The 14,338-nt window shown below is 43.5% G+C and carries 16 protein-coding genes; 8 read left to right on the top strand and 8 right to left on the bottom strand.

What is annotated here, in order from left to right; genetic code table 11:
* Positions 1–52 precede the first annotated feature (52 nt).
* The 7 genes from AC0KVP_RS16190 to AC0KVP_RS16220 all read right to left on the bottom strand — a co-directional run bounded on the left by AC0KVP_RS16190 (position 53) and on the right by AC0KVP_RS16220 (position 4,417).
* Positions 53–607, bottom strand: coding sequence for a COG4648 family protein (locus AC0KVP_RS16190; protein WP_473337898.1), 555 nt, complete (start codon positions 605–607; stop codon positions 53–55).
* Positions 604–852 (bottom strand): acyl carrier protein, encoded by a 249-nt coding sequence (locus AC0KVP_RS16195; RefSeq protein WP_005012586.1) that lies wholly within the window; start codon positions 850–852, stop codon positions 604–606. The genes AC0KVP_RS16190 and AC0KVP_RS16195 overlap by 4 nt, the downstream gene beginning before the upstream one ends.
* A 9-nt stretch (positions 853–861) precedes the next feature.
* Positions 862–1,122, bottom strand: a complete 261-nt coding sequence (locus AC0KVP_RS16200) for a phosphopantetheine-binding protein (RefSeq protein WP_005012584.1) — start codon at positions 1,120–1,122, stop codon at positions 862–864.
* Entirely contained in the window at positions 1,106–1,918 is an 813-nt protein-coding gene (locus tag AC0KVP_RS16205) for a lysophospholipid acyltransferase family protein (RefSeq protein WP_005012583.1), read from the bottom strand. Before AC0KVP_RS16205 ends, AC0KVP_RS16200 begins: the two co-directional genes overlap by 17 nt.
* Complete coding sequence (locus AC0KVP_RS16210) at positions 1,912–2,532, bottom strand: beta-ketoacyl synthase chain length factor (RefSeq protein WP_473340570.1); 621 nt, start codon at positions 2,530–2,532, stop codon at positions 1,912–1,914. Before AC0KVP_RS16210 ends, AC0KVP_RS16205 begins: the two co-directional genes overlap by 7 nt.
* Before the next feature lie 144 nt (positions 2,533–2,676).
* Complete coding sequence (locus AC0KVP_RS16215; RefSeq protein WP_004684302.1) at positions 2,677–3,594, bottom strand: LysR family transcriptional regulator; 918 nt, start codon at positions 3,592–3,594, stop codon at positions 2,677–2,679.
* Between the two features lie 700 nt (positions 3,595–4,294).
* The gene (locus AC0KVP_RS16220) at positions 4,295–4,417 is read right to left on the bottom strand and encodes a hypothetical protein (RefSeq protein ID WP_004684300.1); all 123 of its coding nucleotides are present in this window, start codon (positions 4,415–4,417) and stop codon (positions 4,295–4,297) included.
* A 375-nt stretch (positions 4,418–4,792) separates the two neighbouring features.
* On the opposite strand from AC0KVP_RS16220, the gene AC0KVP_RS16225 reads away from it, so the two are divergent.
* Positions 4,793–5,458 (top strand): epoxyqueuosine reductase QueH, encoded by a 666-nt coding sequence (locus AC0KVP_RS16225; protein WP_473337903.1) that lies wholly within the window; start codon positions 4,793–4,795, stop codon positions 5,456–5,458.
* 1 nt (position 5,459) lies between these two features.
* On the opposite strand, the gene AC0KVP_RS16230 is transcribed toward AC0KVP_RS16225, so the two are convergent.
* Complete coding sequence (locus AC0KVP_RS16230; RefSeq protein WP_473337905.1) at positions 5,460–6,854, bottom strand: methylenetetrahydrofolate reductase C-terminal domain-containing protein; 1,395 nt, start codon at positions 6,852–6,854, stop codon at positions 5,460–5,462.
* A gap of 520 nt (positions 6,855–7,374) precedes the next feature.
* Here AC0KVP_RS16230 and ribBA point away from each other — a divergent pair.
* Genes ribBA through glmS form a run of 7 tightly spaced genes read left to right on the top strand, consistent with a single transcriptional unit; the run spans position 7,375 to position 14,104 of the window.
* On the top strand, positions 7,375–8,490 hold the full coding sequence (ribBA, locus tag AC0KVP_RS16235) for a bifunctional 3,4-dihydroxy-2-butanone-4-phosphate synthase/GTP cyclohydrolase II (RefSeq protein ID WP_473337907.1): 1,116 nt from the start codon (positions 7,375–7,377) through the stop codon (positions 8,488–8,490).
* A gap of 18 nt (positions 8,491–8,508) precedes the next feature.
* Entirely contained in the window at positions 8,509–8,979 is a 471-nt protein-coding gene (ribH, locus tag AC0KVP_RS16240) for a 6,7-dimethyl-8-ribityllumazine synthase (protein ID WP_004684294.1), read from the top strand.
* A gap of 4 nt (positions 8,980–8,983) precedes the next feature.
* Positions 8,984–9,439 carry a transcription antitermination factor NusB gene (nusB, locus tag AC0KVP_RS16245; RefSeq protein WP_058952409.1) on the top strand — a complete coding sequence of 152 codons (456 nt, stop codon included), beginning with the start codon at positions 8,984–8,986 and terminating at the stop codon, positions 9,437–9,439.
* A gap of 12 nt (positions 9,440–9,451) precedes the next feature.
* Positions 9,452–10,369 carry a thiamine-phosphate kinase gene (thiL, locus tag AC0KVP_RS16250; RefSeq protein WP_473337910.1) on the top strand — a complete coding sequence of 306 codons (918 nt, stop codon included), beginning with the start codon at positions 9,452–9,454 and terminating at the stop codon, positions 10,367–10,369.
* Positions 10,347–10,868: a phosphatidylglycerophosphatase A family protein gene (locus AC0KVP_RS16255; RefSeq protein WP_473340573.1), complete on the top strand. Its 522-nt coding sequence runs from the start codon at positions 10,347–10,349 to the stop codon at positions 10,866–10,868. The genes thiL and AC0KVP_RS16255 overlap by 23 nt, the downstream gene beginning before the upstream one ends.
* A gap of 20 nt (positions 10,869–10,888) precedes the next feature.
* Positions 10,889–12,253, top strand: a complete 1,365-nt coding sequence (glmU, locus tag AC0KVP_RS16260; protein ID WP_473337911.1) for a bifunctional UDP-N-acetylglucosamine diphosphorylase/glucosamine-1-phosphate N-acetyltransferase GlmU — start codon at positions 10,889–10,891, stop codon at positions 12,251–12,253.
* Between the two features lie 12 nt (positions 12,254–12,265).
* Positions 12,266–14,104, top strand: coding sequence for a glutamine--fructose-6-phosphate transaminase (isomerizing) (gene glmS, locus AC0KVP_RS16265; RefSeq protein ID WP_473337913.1), 1,839 nt, complete (start codon positions 12,266–12,268; stop codon positions 14,102–14,104).
* The last annotated feature ends 234 nt before the right edge of the window (positions 14,105–14,338 follow it).

The raw sequence follows: 14,338 nt of genomic DNA on the forward strand, positions 1-14,338 counted from the left end.
CTAATCGCTATAGTTCGAGGCCGCTGTTTCAGCTACCCTGACGGAGATGCTGTTATTTCTGTGCCTGATGCAATCGCTGCTGGCGTTTGCGCAAGATGAACTCACCCAGTAACAGTCCACCCATCAAGACATAAGAGATCAAGCCGTTATACAGCACCCAAATCTTCATTGGTGCGAAAAAAACGGTGATCAAAGCAAGGACCGCATTGATGCAGAAAAACCCACACCAAACTTTGGTGACTTGACGGGTCCATTCTACCCCTTCTTCGGGCAAATTAGGTTCTGCCAAACGTGCAAAACGTTCAATCATTGAAGGCGGCCGAATCAAAGTGCTGGCAAAAATAAATAGCGCCCCGAGACTCATAAAGACAGGATAGAGTTTAAGCCACGCATGATCTTTTAAAATCAAACTCAGCCCGCCACATAAAATGGCAAAACCCGTCAATGGCCACAGCAAAGCATTGCCCTTACTCAATAGACGCAGGATGCCTAGTGCAATCAATACCGCACTGACCCAGACATACTGTCCATGCGCCAAAGCATAAGCCACAAAAAAAGGATAGAGGATCAATCCGACCCCTGCTATCCCTTTTAAAATGTTGTTCATGCAGCCGACATATTCTGAATCACGACCACCACATCTTGCACGGTACGCACATTTTTAAAGTCTTCAGGATTAACTTGTTTACCTGTCAGCTCTTTAATTTTTACAACCAAATCAATGGCATCAATACTGTCGACATCGAGGTCTGAAGCTAGGTTTGATTCTAACTGCACATCTTCAGGCGCAATTTCAAACAACTCTTCCATCCACTCACGTAATTTTTCTAACACGGTTTCTTGTGCAAGCATAGCAACCTCTTATGCTGTTTTCTGTGCTTCAACCAAAGCCACTAAGCTTTGAATTGATTTAAAATGTTCTTTGGTTTCTGCAGACTCTGCATTTAGATGAATGCCATAACGCTTTTTCAATGCCAAACCCAATTCTAAAGCATCAATCGAGTCCAAACCCAGACCATCACCAAACAAAGGTGCGTCTGTATCAATATCTTCAATACGGATGTCTTCAAGGGCGAGGACATCAATAATCATTTGCTTTAATTCATCAGCAAGATTGCTCATTTAGGGATAACTCTTGGTTAAAAAACCACTGTAATTGTTGATTTAATTGACGCACATTTTTGGGATTGACCGTTACATCATCCAATACGTCTTCCACTCGGATCGCATCCAACACTTTCACATGGATATGAAAAGGCTGTTCTGGAATGTGATACCACTTTTCATTTTTGGTCAGGGTCGATGGCGTGCAGCTAATCAGTACAGGGCGAATCGGCACACCGGCACGCAGGGCAATATTGGCCGCACCACGCTGAAAGTCGTTTAGCTGCTCACCTTTTGCTGTTCGCGTCCCTTCAGGAAAGATCAATAAGGACGCCGCATGATCTTGCTGTAATTTTTGTACGCAGTCCTGAATAAATTGTTCGGAACCTGCATTTAAAATATAACCCGCACTTTGCACAGGACCTTTGGTAAATGGATTCGACCACAGCGCCTGCTTAACCACGCAGTTTGCTTGTTCCATTAAACCAATTAAAACCACCACGTCAATCAGTGTCGGATGATTGGCAATCACCAACTCCTGCTGGCTATGCTGTAGTTTGTCTAAGCCTTCAACTGTATAGGTCATGATGCCCAGTTTCACCATCATTTCGGTGAAACCTTTAAAACTGTGCTTAATCACCTTTTGAGTGCGCTGCTTTCGAAGCTCAAGGTCGGCTGAACTCAGCTTGACCAGTGGTGCAATCAAACCACCAATCGCCACGCCACCTAAACCAAAGCTGGCAAAGCTAAACCCTGTCGCCCCAACGCGCCATGCATAATTGGCTTTTTGCTTAATCCGATTTAATTTCAGCATTTCGTCCACGCTTCAGATTCAGTTTGCTCAGGATTAGTCCAAAACGTGTTAAATGCTAAAGCCTGCTGATAGGCTGGCGTTGAATTCGTATGCTTTGGCGTCAACATCAAATTGGCAGGCGTTAATGAAATCATCGCGGCCATCGCAAAAGCAGCAAATGGTTGATGCTCGATATAAATATCTGGCAAGGCTTCATCATAATACACCAGCAAAACCTGACGGGCTTCTGGCCTTGTTTTTAACCACGCATAGGCTTCAATCAACCCATCATTCCACGAACCCGCCAAACTGGTCGCAGCTGTCGCATCCTGACATAAAATGGAATATAAGCCTGAAATTGCATTATGTACCGAGGTTGAAAATTGAGTCGGTGAAGGAGTTTGCTCGCTTAACACATCTTCTAAAATATTCAGTGTTTTTGCTTCATCGCCATATTGCGACACCCAAACAATATAATCGACCGTATGGGCGTCTAAAGTCTGCATTGCGCTATTCAAAGCCAGCTTTGCCAGACGCGATAAGCGTCGGCGTTGCATCGCAGGAATTTTTTCTATAGCTGATAATTCTTGATCAACCAAGCTCATATTCAAGCGGGATACGTGGAGTTGCATCATCATGATCAGTGTTTAAAAGTTGACAAATTATCAGGCGCGCAATTATAGCACTGAGCCACATTTTTCACAAAAAATAACAAGCGCTGACGGGTTCAAAAAAGGAGGATACAGCAACACTGATCCTCCTCCATAAAACAAGAGCAACTAGATGTAATATTGCGTTCTTTTCTTGGCAAATTTATCCAATTGTTTTAAAAAGCCTTCGAAATAATCCTTCTCTTTTTCCTCAGTACGATAGCCTGCATAGAGAGTCCGACGTAAACCTTCAGGCGCTACGCAGTCCAAACGACGCGAAGTCACCCAACCCTTTTGTTCATATTCGTTCACCACCCAATCGGGTAATGCCCCTATACCACGCCCACTGGCCACCAGCTGAATCAGCATTTGGGTGAGGTCGGTGGTACGGATCTGTTTCGGCAGAATATTGGCAGGAATAAAGAGACGCGACATAATATCTAAACGGTGCTTATCTACTGGATAGGTCACCAAGGTTTCTTCTGCAAGTTCTTGCACGGTAATATCTTTGGCACGAACCAAAGGATGGGTGTTGGATAAAACCAAACGCGATTCGTACTCAAAAATCGGGAAATATTCCACCCCTTTTAACGCAATCGGGTCGGCCGTAATCAATAAATCAAATTCACCTGTCTGCAATAACTCATGCGGATTGGCCTCAAAACCTGAAGCAAAGTCCAGATCAACATCGGGATACTGTTGGCGATATTGATTTAACAACGGCATTAACCAATCGAAACAGCTATGACACTCTGAGGAAAAAGTAATGCGTCCAGTTTGACCATGCACAATACGAGTGATATCGCTTTGTGCAATTTGTACCTGCGGCAATACTTCATCAGCCAGTTTTAATAAACGCTGGCCAACATTAGAAAAGCTAACGGGGCGGCTACGACGGTTCACCACTTCAACCCCAAACCACTGGTCTAACTCACGCAACTGGTGCGACAAAGCTGAAGGCGTTAAGCATAGGTCTCCCGCAGCAGCTACCAATGAGCCATGCTCTCTTAAAGCGGTTAAGGTTTTTAAATGGCGGAGTTCTAACATCTGGCGCGGCCCAATTTTTTAATCTTGATGAATACGGTATAGCTTAACCTATAAAAGTGAGATTCACTTATTTTTTTTCACCTTAATATATTTTTAATTAGTTTATTTCATTTTAATATTTATGATCTGCAACAAAAATACTCGCCCCATTTACAGAGAGTGAAAAAATTTAAGCATTCAAATTCACAATCTTCATGATCCGTGCATGAGCGCCAATCGAGAAGTAAGGCTTTCTTTTATAACTGTGGATGACTTTTAAGCCCATCTCTTAATCATGCCTAGATTGAAGCATAATTCCTTCAGTTTTTGAGAGGTACAACGACCGAATCCAGCCCACCAACTGTCCTATTTAACTCGTGGCTATGCATCGAACTCTTGTGATATCTCTACTTTGATATAGCGAAATCATTTGATAGCAAGCAGCATGCTCTTGTACTTGAGTTAAATTCAGTTCAAATATTGAGAACTGATGATTCTGATCTTCTATCCAAATTGAGCAGGCTAAAGCGCTGAAAAAACATAAAGCACTAGCGAGTAAAACTTCGTATAGCCCTAGTCTTGGGGCTTTTTTATGTTCCACGTGAAGCATTATGTAAATATCAAATAGAAAGTCGAATGTCTCTCAAACTGGTGAGATGCAAAACAGAACATGTAAAAACAAAAAAGCTTCCGACTAGGAAGCTTTTTTTAAATCTTAGATTTAACCATCAATCGTGAGCTTTAAAATCTCAGCTTTGGTATAACCCCGTTCTTTTAAAAGATGTTGTATGGCTTTTTTCTCATCTTGATCTTCAAGGAATTTACAGCGTTGGATCAAACGCATATCGGTCTCATACTGAAAGTTATGACGACACTCTAATTCCTTATTGGAAGGCGTAGTAAAAAAATGAAGCACAGCTAGATACTCTCTTTCATGCTGTTGAAGTGGCCCGCCTTCAACGAATACCTATCTAACACAACTGTTAAACACCCTTTTGTAAATGATGACGAATCTCGCTCCATTATGCAAGTTTGGGCCTCTCAAATGTTCTCTCTCTACTCATCTACAGCGCTCAAAGCAGGTCTTAACCATCGACCAAAGTCGATTTTAATCATGAAAATTCATCAGCTCATCCTGAGAATTCTTCATCCAATCGCCGTTGATCCGCTCGTTAGACGTTTTAAACTGTCTGGTTTAAATAGATAAAAACCATTCAGTATGTCGAAGCTCGAACGTCAGAAACTTACCCTCCCCACAGGTCATGACAAACTGCTCTTGCATTCCTGCTGTGCGCCTTGTTCAGGTGAAGTCATGGAAACCCTGATTGAATCGGGTATCAATTTTTCTATCTTTTTCTATAACCCCAACATTCATCCTGTAAAGGAGTACTTGATTCGTAAAGAAGAAAATATTCGCTTCGCAGAAAAACATCACATTCCATTTATTGACTGTGATTACGACACAGATAACTGGTTTGCACGTGCTAAAGGTATGGAAAATGAGCCAGAGAAAGGCATTCGTTGCACCATATGTTTTGATATGCGCTTTGAACGTACAGCATTATATGCAGCAGAACATGGCTTTAGCCTGATCAGCAGCTCTCTCGGCATTTCGCGCTGGAAGAATATGCAACAGATCAATGAGTGTGGGCACCGCTCTGCTTCACATTATGCAGGCATTCACTACTGGGACTACAACTGGCGCAAACATGGCGGTGCGGTACGCATGCTGGACATCAGCAAACGTGAAGAATTTTATCAACAAGAATACTGTGGTTGCGTGTATTCACTGCGGGATAGCAACCGCTGGCGCATAAGCCAAGGCCGTGAACGCATTAAACTCGGACAAAAGTTCTATTCCAATGCCATGGATCAGGATGACTAATTCAGCCAGCAGCCTCCACATACCAATTTTTCCAAGAGCTGGTTCCACGCACCGCAATCGACACGGTCGGAATTAGCTTTTCCTTTAAAATTTTTGTTTGTCCAACGGCTTTGGCTAAGCGCGCTTTGACTGAATGAATGCATTCTCGGTCACCAAATTCACAGCGATCCAAACTGGTTCCGCCACAGGGCCCATTGGCCAAGCCTTTGGGACAGGTTTCGGGACAAATATACAGAGTCTCGCCTAAACGGCATTGACCACAACTCTCACAGCCCACCACCGCATGTTTACTCAAATGTTCTGTTTTCAGTAACGCTTTGTTGGCTTTGGTTCGGTCCCATACATTGAAATTAAAAATAAACCGCCCTACTCCTTTGGCCAGTTTAGATTCAAATAAAGCATCATGCATCAGATGCAGATGTTGGTATTTAATAATCTGACTTGAGGTCGCAGGCCGTGAATAATAAGCCAGCTTCGGATGAAACTCTGTACCGGTTTGCACCTGCCAAAGCGTATTCCAAAGTCGTTCACACTCAGCAAAACTCAAGTGCCTATATTCTTCAATATAGCTTTCCAACAATATTTGCTCTTCTGGCTGATGGCAAGCCGATAAATGCACCCCCGCAAAACCCAAATGTCGACACATTAGAATCTGTAATGCGCAGCGCACATAAACGCGATCACTTAAACTTTGTTCTTTTTCCTGTTGCAACACCTGCAACATATGCGGGGTGATCACAATGCCGGCCACTTTATGTTTCAGCATAAACTTGGCCCGTGCCAAGGTCAGTGGCATGACGCAGGCTAACATTTTCTCAGCATACTGATGCTGTGCTAAAAATGCATGCGCATCTTGTAAAGCAGTCATGTCATAGCCCAATTGGGTAATCACATAATCGGCCCCTGCTTTCATCTTTTTATGCAGTTTCAGATATTGCGCCTCTTTTTCCGCTTCCGCATATTTAAACGGATTAAACGCTACACCGATATGAAAACCGCCTTGTCGTTTGGCTTCCATGACAGCATTCACGGACTCCAAATAACGGGTCCGCGGCTCTAGGTCATGGCTATGGTGGTGCTGTTTTAATTTATCGCCTGTTAAGAGCAACAAGTTCTTTTGACCCTGTGTTTTTGCATCTTGCAAAAACTGCTCAAAGTCTTGTATATCGCGTGCCTTCCCCGAAAAGTGAATGATTTTTTCAATCTCTTGCGGATACTGTTTGGCGACCAGTAAAGGCGCTTCATCGTCATCTGCATGCACCCGATCAGCCAGCGTCATAGCCGCAGGAAAACCTGCAAATTGAGTTTTCACAGGCCACTGGGCTTGGTGCGAGCTTAAGTATTCAACCAATACGCAAAATTGTTGCTGTGCAAAATGTTGAGCAAGTAGGGACATCACAGAAGAAATAATCCAGAGGATTAAAAAAGAAGAATTATAGTACAAATCAAAAATAGATGACGAATCGTCTGGTTGTTCGCTACGGCATATTCAATATTTTTTTGACTCATCCTCTACCCGATGAGTGAACGCAAATATCCACCTTGATCTGATTGATCAGTTGCAGCCCCCCCGCTAAAACTGAACCTGAGGGTCAAATTCAAAAAAGAACGACTTGAGCGCTCAACCACACGCCGCCTATAGCACAACATTTGTCTAGACCCCTTATTTACTGCGCTGATTGATTTATTTTCGATAAGATTGTTCTTTTTTATGCTTTTCAATCGCTTAAAGACTAGGCACATTTCTGCTTTTTAAAATAAAGGCATCTTTTCAAGCTGGGACTGACTGTGTATAACAATGGTCGACTCAAGGAAATGATTCGCACATAGGCAAAAGCCTGAAAAAAGCTTAAACTATGTGCCAATGAAAACAAATGATATGTCGTCCATGGCGACAACGATGAAGGTGAAGGTTGATGCCGCTCAATACCGTTGAAGAGCTAGTTGCAGATATCCGTGCAGGTAAAATGGTTATCCTGATGGATGACGAAGATCGTGAAAATGAAGGTGATTTAGTTATCGCAGCGACCCATGTTCGCGCAGAAGACATCAACTTTATGATCACCCACGCACGTGGTTTGGTGTGCTTAACGCTCAGCCGTGATCGCTGTAAACAATTGAATCTTCCTTTGATGGTCGATGCTAATGGCGCACAACATGGCACCAACTTCACGCTTTCAATTGAAGCGGCGGAAGGTATTTCTACAGGGATTTCACCTGCAGAACGTGCGCATACCATTCAAACGGCTGTAGCAGCACATGCCAAACCATCAGACATCGTTCAACCTGGGCATATTTTCCCCTTGATGGCGCAGCCTGGTGGCGTTCTACACCGCGCAGGTCATACCGAAGCAGGTTGTGATTTATCTCGCCTAGCGGGTCTAGAGCCTGCATCGGTCATCTGTGAAATCATCAATGAAGATGGCACGATGGCGCGCCGTGCCGATCTTGAAATTTTTGCTGAAAAGCATGGTTTAAAAATTGGCACCATCGCGGATCTGATTCACTACCGTATGACCAATGAACAAACCGTTGAACGTATTGATCAGCAAAGCATTGATACCGAATATGGCACGTTTGACTTATATCGTTACCGCGAATTAGGCAATCCAGATATTCACTTGGCTTTGGTGAAAGGCGAACCAAAAGAAGGGGTAACCACCGTTCGTGTCCATGGTTTCAACCCTGTTCGCGACCTGCTCAAGCTCAACAAAAAAGACGGTGAGCCAGCATGGAATCTCGACAAGGCCCTGCAAGAAATCGCAAGCAGCGATCGTGGGGTTTTGGTTTGGATTGGGCAGCGTCATTTACAAGACTTAGGCCCAGCCCTAGACAGCCTTACAGCACCAAAACCAACCAAATCCAATGCTGCTTTATCTCAGCAGTACCAAACCATTGGGGTGGGCGCACAAATTTTACGTGATTTAGGCGTAGAAAAGATGAAGCTTTTGAGTTCACCTTTACGCTTTAATGCACTCTCTGGGTTTAATTTAGAAGTGGTGGAATATATCACCGCACATCACACAACTTAAAAAATCATCGAGGTTGCTATGGCAATTCGCCGTATTGAAGGTATGTTACATCTCGCTAGCGAAGGCCGTTATGCGATTTTAGTGGGTCGTTTTAATAGTTTTGTTGTCGAACATCTATTAGAAGGTGCAATTGATACATTGAAACGTCATGGTGTATCAGAGGATAATATCACTGTTGTTCATGCACCAGGCGCGTGGGAACTTCCTGTCGTGGCTAAGAAATTAGTGGCGTCTGAACGCTTCGATGCCATCATTGCACTGGGTGCTGTGATTCGTGGTAGCACACCGCACTTCGACTTTGTTGCAGGTGAATGTGCCAAAGGTTTAGGCGTGGTTGGCCTAGAATCTGGTCTTCCAGTGATTAATGGTGTATTGACTACGGATAGTATTGAACAAGCGATTGAACGCTCGGGTACAAAAGCAGGTAATAAAGGCGGCGAAGCTGCTCTTACTGCAATTGAAATGGTTAACTTGTTAAAGGCTATTTAACGCTATGTCGCAAACATTGCAAGCAACTTATGCAGCAAAACGTAAAGCACGTCGCTTTGCTGTACAAGGAATTTACGAATGGCAAATGAGCCACAATCCAGTCCATGAGATCGAAGCACGTACACGTGTGGAAAATGCCATGCACAAAGTGGATCTGAGCTATTATCATGAATTGTTAACCCAAGTGGTTGCCAATCATGAAGCATTGGATGCGCTCTTAATCCCTGTGCTTGATCGCGACGTTTCTGCGCTTGACGGCGTTGAACTTGCGACCCTTCGTTTAGGCGCATATGAACTCAAGGAACACCTTGAAATTCCATATCGCGTGGTTTTAGACGAAGCGATCGAGCTTGCTAAACATTTTGGCGGTGCAGACAGCCATAAATACATCAATGGTGTATTAGATCGTTTAGCAACAACTTTACGTGCAGCAGAAAAGCAACAAGCGAACTCACAGTAGTAGATTTGTTGTATGGCTGAGTTTTCGATCATTGATACCTATTTTAATCGTAAGAGTCCTCATTCTGTCGATTTAGGCGTCGGTGACGACTCAGCCTTGCTCACCCCTCCTCCACAGCAACAATTGGTCATTTGTGCCGATACCTTGGTTGCTGGACGTCACTTCCCGCTTGATACCAGCCCACATGCGATTGGCTGGAAATCTGTCGCGGTCAATTTATCTGATATCGCCGCAATGGGTGCGAAACCTCAGAGTATTTTACTGGCCTTGAGCTTACCCCAAATTGATCATGACTGGCTCAAAGGCTTTAGTCAGGGTTTATATGATTGCTGTGATCAATTTGGAGTGAGTTTAATTGGTGGAGACACCACCCAAAGTCCACATCTCACTATTTCCGTGACTGCACTGGGTTGGGTCGATATCGGTCAAGCCGTTACTCGCTCTGCCGCTCAAGTGGGTGATTTGATTTGTGTCAGTGGCACTGTCGGCGATGCTGCTTTTGCCTTGCAACACTTAGGTCACCCTCTCCAGCAACGTTTAGACTACCCCACCCCACGCTGTGAACTGGGTCAAGCACTCAAAGGCTTAGCGCACAGTATGATTGATGTGTCCGATGGCTTAGCACAAGATCTCGGCCATATTTTAAAAGCATCCCATGTAGGCGCGACCCTACAACTTGATCAATTGCCAATCAACACTGCTCTACAAGATGTAACACGAGAACAACAATGGCAATATGCTTTGGCGGGTGGCGATGACTATGAATTATGCTTTACAATAAGCTCGCAGAATTATGAAAAACTTTTGCAACAACAAAACCATAGCAGCATCAGTGTGATTGGAAAAATTGATGCCGAAAGTGGTCTGCGTTTTCAACAAAATGGCTTAGACCATTCCTTGCAATTTACTGGATATCAACACTTTGCATAAGCCCCCTATCCTCTTTCGTCAGATGTCTTGGTATGACCGTTTCATCGTGTTTTGCGGTGTAGGGTTTGGCTCAGGGTTAGCACCCAAAGCACCGGGTACCTTTGGTTCTGCCTTCGCGCTGCTGTTTGTCCCGATTTGGCTTGCAATTGGCTTATCCAACACCATTATTGCCATATTCCTCATGTCTCTCATGGGTATTTATATCTGTGGACATACTGCTAAAGTGATGGGCGTACATGATGATGGGCGTATTGTATGGGATGAGTTTGCTGGCCAGTCCATCACCTTTTTACCTGTTCTATATTTAGGGCAAATGAATTGGCTCTGGCTACTGCTGGGTTTTGTTTTATTTCGTATTTTTGATGTGTGGAAACCTTGGCCAATCCGTGTCATTGACCAAAAAGTCGAGGGTGGTTTTGGCATTATGCTCGACGACCTAATTGCAGGACTATGGGCTGCACTTTGTATTTGGATTTATTTTTATTTCACTGTGGCTTAGGCCATTTTTAGGATTAGAACATGTCAACGACTGTTATTATTCTTGCTGCAGGTAAAGGAACACGTATGCGTTCTTCTTTACCCAAAGTACTACAACCACTTGCAGGACGTCCTTTACTTGGTCATGTCATCGACACTGCAAAAAAATTAAATGCAGCCAATATTATTACAATTTATGGCCACGGCGGTGCACGAGTTCAAGAAACGTTTACTCATGAAAAGATTGAATGGGTAGAACAAGCTGAGCAACTCGGAACAGGTCATGCAGTGCAAATGACACTCCCAGTCCTTCCGCAGGAAGGCAGCTCACTGATTTTATCAGGCGATGTACCTTGCATCTCTCAAAACACGCTACAAAAATTACTCAATGCAACTGCCGAGACAGGCATTGGTCTAGTAACTTTAACTTTAGCCGATGCAACAGGTTATGGGCGTATAGTTCGTGAGAATGGTCAGATTCAGGCGATTGTTGAACATAAGGATGCGACCACAGCGCAGCACCAGATTAAAGAAATTAATACAGGTATTTACTGTGTCAGCAATGCCAAATTGCACGAATGGTTACCTAAACTCAGCAATAACAATGCGCAAGGTGAATATTACCTGACTGATATTGTAGCAATGGCCTTAGCTGATGGGATGCAAGTCGCATCGGTTGAGCCTGAACAAGCCTTCGAAGTTGAAGGAGTGAATGATCGTATTCAGCTCGCCGCATTAGAACGTCAATTTCAAACAGATCAAGCCAAAAAGCTCATGCAGCAGGGTGTCCATCTGATTGACCCAAGTCGCTTTGACCTTCGTGGAAATTTAATCGTTGGGCAAGACGTACGCATCGACATCAATGTGATTATTGAAGGCGAATGTGAATTCGGCGACCATGTAGAAATTGGTGCAGGTTGTATCATCAAAAACACCAAGATCGCAGCAGGTACAAAAGTTCAGCCGTATAGCATCTTTGATAATGCTATGGTTGGTGAAGATGCGCAGATTGGTCCTTTTGCTCGTTTACGTCCAGGTGCAAAATTGGCGGCTGAAGTGCATATTGGTAACTTCGTTGAAGTCAAAAACACCAGCATTGGCTTCGGTTCAAAAGCCAACCACTTTACCTATTTAGGTGATGCTGAAATTGGTGCAGGCTCGAACATTGGTGCTGGGACCATTACCTGTAATTATGATGGTGCAAATAAATTTAAAACCATCATTGGTGATGCTGCATTTATTGGTTCCAACAGCTCATTGGTTGCACCTGTCACGATTGGCAATGGGGCAACCGTCGGCGCAGGTTCAACCATTACCCGTGATGTTGCAGAGAATAGTTTAGCGGTAGAACGCTCTAAGCAAGTTGAAAAAGAAAACTATCAACGTCCACAAAAGATGAAGAAATAAGAGGATTAGATTATGTGCGGTATTGTCGGTGGCGTTGCAGAACGTAGTATTACCAATATTTTAATTGAAGGTTTAAAGCGCCTTGAATATCGCGGCTATGACTCTGCAGGTTTAGCGCTAGTCAATCAAGGCCAAGTTTTACGCGAAAGACGTGTCGGTAAAGTTTCCAATCTAGAAGAAGCCGTTAATCAATCGGGTATTCTAGGTTCTCTGGGTATTGCGCATACACGTTGGGCAACCCATGGTAAACCAACTGAAGATAATGCACATCCGCACATTTCAGGCGATGTTGCTGTAGTCCATAACGGTATTATTGAAAACTATCAAGAGCTTAAAGATGATCTTGAAGCTTTAGGCTATGTATTTACCTCACAGACCGATACCGAAGTGGTCGCTCACTTGGTGAAGGATGCCTTAAAGTCAACTCCAAGCTTGCTGGAAGCTGTGCAACAAGTCGTGCCTCAGCTTAAAGGGGCTTATGCACTGGGTATCGTACATACAGACCATCCAGATGAACTGATTACCGTGCGTGAAGGCTCACCTTTGGTCATTGGGGTCGGTATTGGCGAAAACTTTATCAGTTCAGATCAATTGGCTTTACTGCCTATTACCAATCGTTTTATTTACCTTGAAGAAGGTGATATTGCTCGTTTAACCCGCAATAGCATTGAGGTTTTTGTCGCTGGTCAACTGGTCGAGCGCCCAATCAAAGAATTAGATGCTGCCGTCAGTAATGCATCTAAAGGTGAATATAAGCACTACATGCTCAAAGAAATTTATGAGCAACCTGAAGCAATTCAACAAACCATTTCTCAAGCCCTTGATGGCAATGCACTGCGTGAAGACTTTCTTGCCAAAGCAGTCGCTGATTTCCAAAAAATTCAGCAAATCCAAATTATTGCCTGCGGGACCAGCTACCATGCAGGGATGATTGCCAAATATTGGTTTGAACAACTGATTGATCTACCGTGCCAAGTAGAAATTGCGAGCGAATTCCGCTATCGCAGTCCTGTCATTGTCAACCATACGCTTTATGTCTGCATTTCACAGTCTGGTGAAACCGCTGATACTTTAGCCGCACTGCGTGATACCCAGAAGCGTGCTGCAGCAAAAGGTACTGACATCACCACCATGACCATTTGTAATGTCGCAACATCGTCTATGGTGCGTGAGACTAATCATAACTTGCTTACACTGGCAGGTCCTGAGATTGGTGTAGCATCAACCAAGGCTTTTACCACACAGCTTGCAGCACTCATGTTATTGGTCCTAAAAATCGGTACGATCAAAAATAGTATTTCCGTGCAGCATGTGGCTGAGATTACGGCTGAACTTTGGCATACCCCTAAAGTGATTTTAGATACCTTACGTAATGACCCTGAAATTTTACGTTTATCTGAACTTTTCGTAGAGAAGCAGCACTGCTTATTCTTAGGTCGTGGCACGAATTTCCCGATCGCACTCGAAGGGGCGTTGAAACTCAAAGAGATTTCATATATCCATGCTGAAGGCTATGCCGCAGGTGAACTTAAACATGGTCCGCTCGCTTTAGTCGACAATGACATGCCTGTGGTAATTCTCGCACCGAAAGATGACATGCTCGATAAACTCAAATCGAATATGGAAGAGGTTCAAGCCCGTGGTGGTGAACTCTTTGTCTTTGCCGATGAAAATAGCGGCATTAAAGCCAAAGACCGTCAGCATGTGGTTTATGTACCAAGCATTAGCCCAATACTGGCGCCAATTGTTTATAGCGTGCCTGTACAACTGCTGTCTTATCATGTTGCAGTCCTTCGCGGTACAGATGTCGACCAACCTCGAAACCTCGCTAAATCGGTCACTGTAGAATAATTATTTAAATAAAGGCTGGGTATCTGTTTTTGAGTAATAAAGTTACATACTAGGTAATAAACAATAATACTTGGTAATAAAGTTTCATACCAATTTTCAGAAAAAGAAAATATATTTATTATTTTCAGTATCTTGAAATATTGGTATGAAACTTTTTTATTTTAATAGAATTATAATTGGATTATTTTTTGACCATAGTATGATACTTTAATAAATATCATTTAAATTTAATAT

The sequence above is a fragment of the Acinetobacter sp. DL27 genome (assembly GCF_055810995.1).

Coding starts and splice junctions, on each gene's coding strand:
- nusB (WP_058952409.1), top strand. CDS start 8,984: ATGTCGCAAACATTGCAAGCAACTTATGCAGCAAAACGTAAAGCACGT.
- glmU (WP_473337911.1), top strand. CDS start 10,889: ATGTCAACGACTGTTATTATTCTTGCTGCAGGTAAAGGAACACGTATG.
- thiL (WP_473337910.1), top strand. CDS start 9,452: ATGGCTGAGTTTTCGATCATTGATACCTATTTTAATCGTAAGAGTCCT.
- AC0KVP_RS16215 (WP_004684302.1), bottom strand. CDS start 3,594: ATGTTAGAACTCCGCCATTTAAAAACCTTAACCGCTTTAAGAGAGCAT.
- glmS (WP_473337913.1), top strand. CDS start 12,266: ATGTGCGGTATTGTCGGTGGCGTTGCAGAACGTAGTATTACCAATATT.
- AC0KVP_RS16230 (WP_473337905.1), bottom strand. CDS start 6,854: ATGTCCCTACTTGCTCAACATTTTGCACAGCAACAATTTTGCGTATTG.
- AC0KVP_RS16200 (WP_005012584.1), bottom strand. CDS start 1,122: ATGAGCAATCTTGCTGATGAATTAAAGCAAATGATTATTGATGTCCTC.
- AC0KVP_RS16225 (WP_473337903.1), top strand. CDS start 4,793: ATGTCGAAGCTCGAACGTCAGAAACTTACCCTCCCCACAGGTCATGAC.
- AC0KVP_RS16210 (WP_473340570.1), bottom strand. CDS start 2,532: ATGATGCAACTCCACGTATCCCGCTTGAATATGAGCTTGGTTGATCAA.
- AC0KVP_RS16220 (WP_004684300.1), bottom strand. CDS start 4,417: ATGCGTTTGATCCAACGCTGTAAATTCCTTGAAGATCAAGATGAGAAA.
- AC0KVP_RS16195 (WP_005012586.1), bottom strand. CDS start 852: ATGCTTGCACAAGAAACCGTGTTAGAAAAATTACGTGAGTGGATGGAA.
- ribH (WP_004684294.1), top strand. CDS start 8,509: ATGGCAATTCGCCGTATTGAAGGTATGTTACATCTCGCTAGCGAAGGC.
- ribBA (WP_473337907.1), top strand. CDS start 7,375: ATGCCGCTCAATACCGTTGAAGAGCTAGTTGCAGATATCCGTGCAGGT.
- AC0KVP_RS16190 (WP_473337898.1), bottom strand. CDS start 607: ATGAACAACATTTTAAAAGGGATAGCAGGGGTCGGATTGATCCTCTAT.
- AC0KVP_RS16205 (WP_005012583.1), bottom strand. CDS start 1,918: ATGCTGAAATTAAATCGGATTAAGCAAAAAGCCAATTATGCATGGCGC.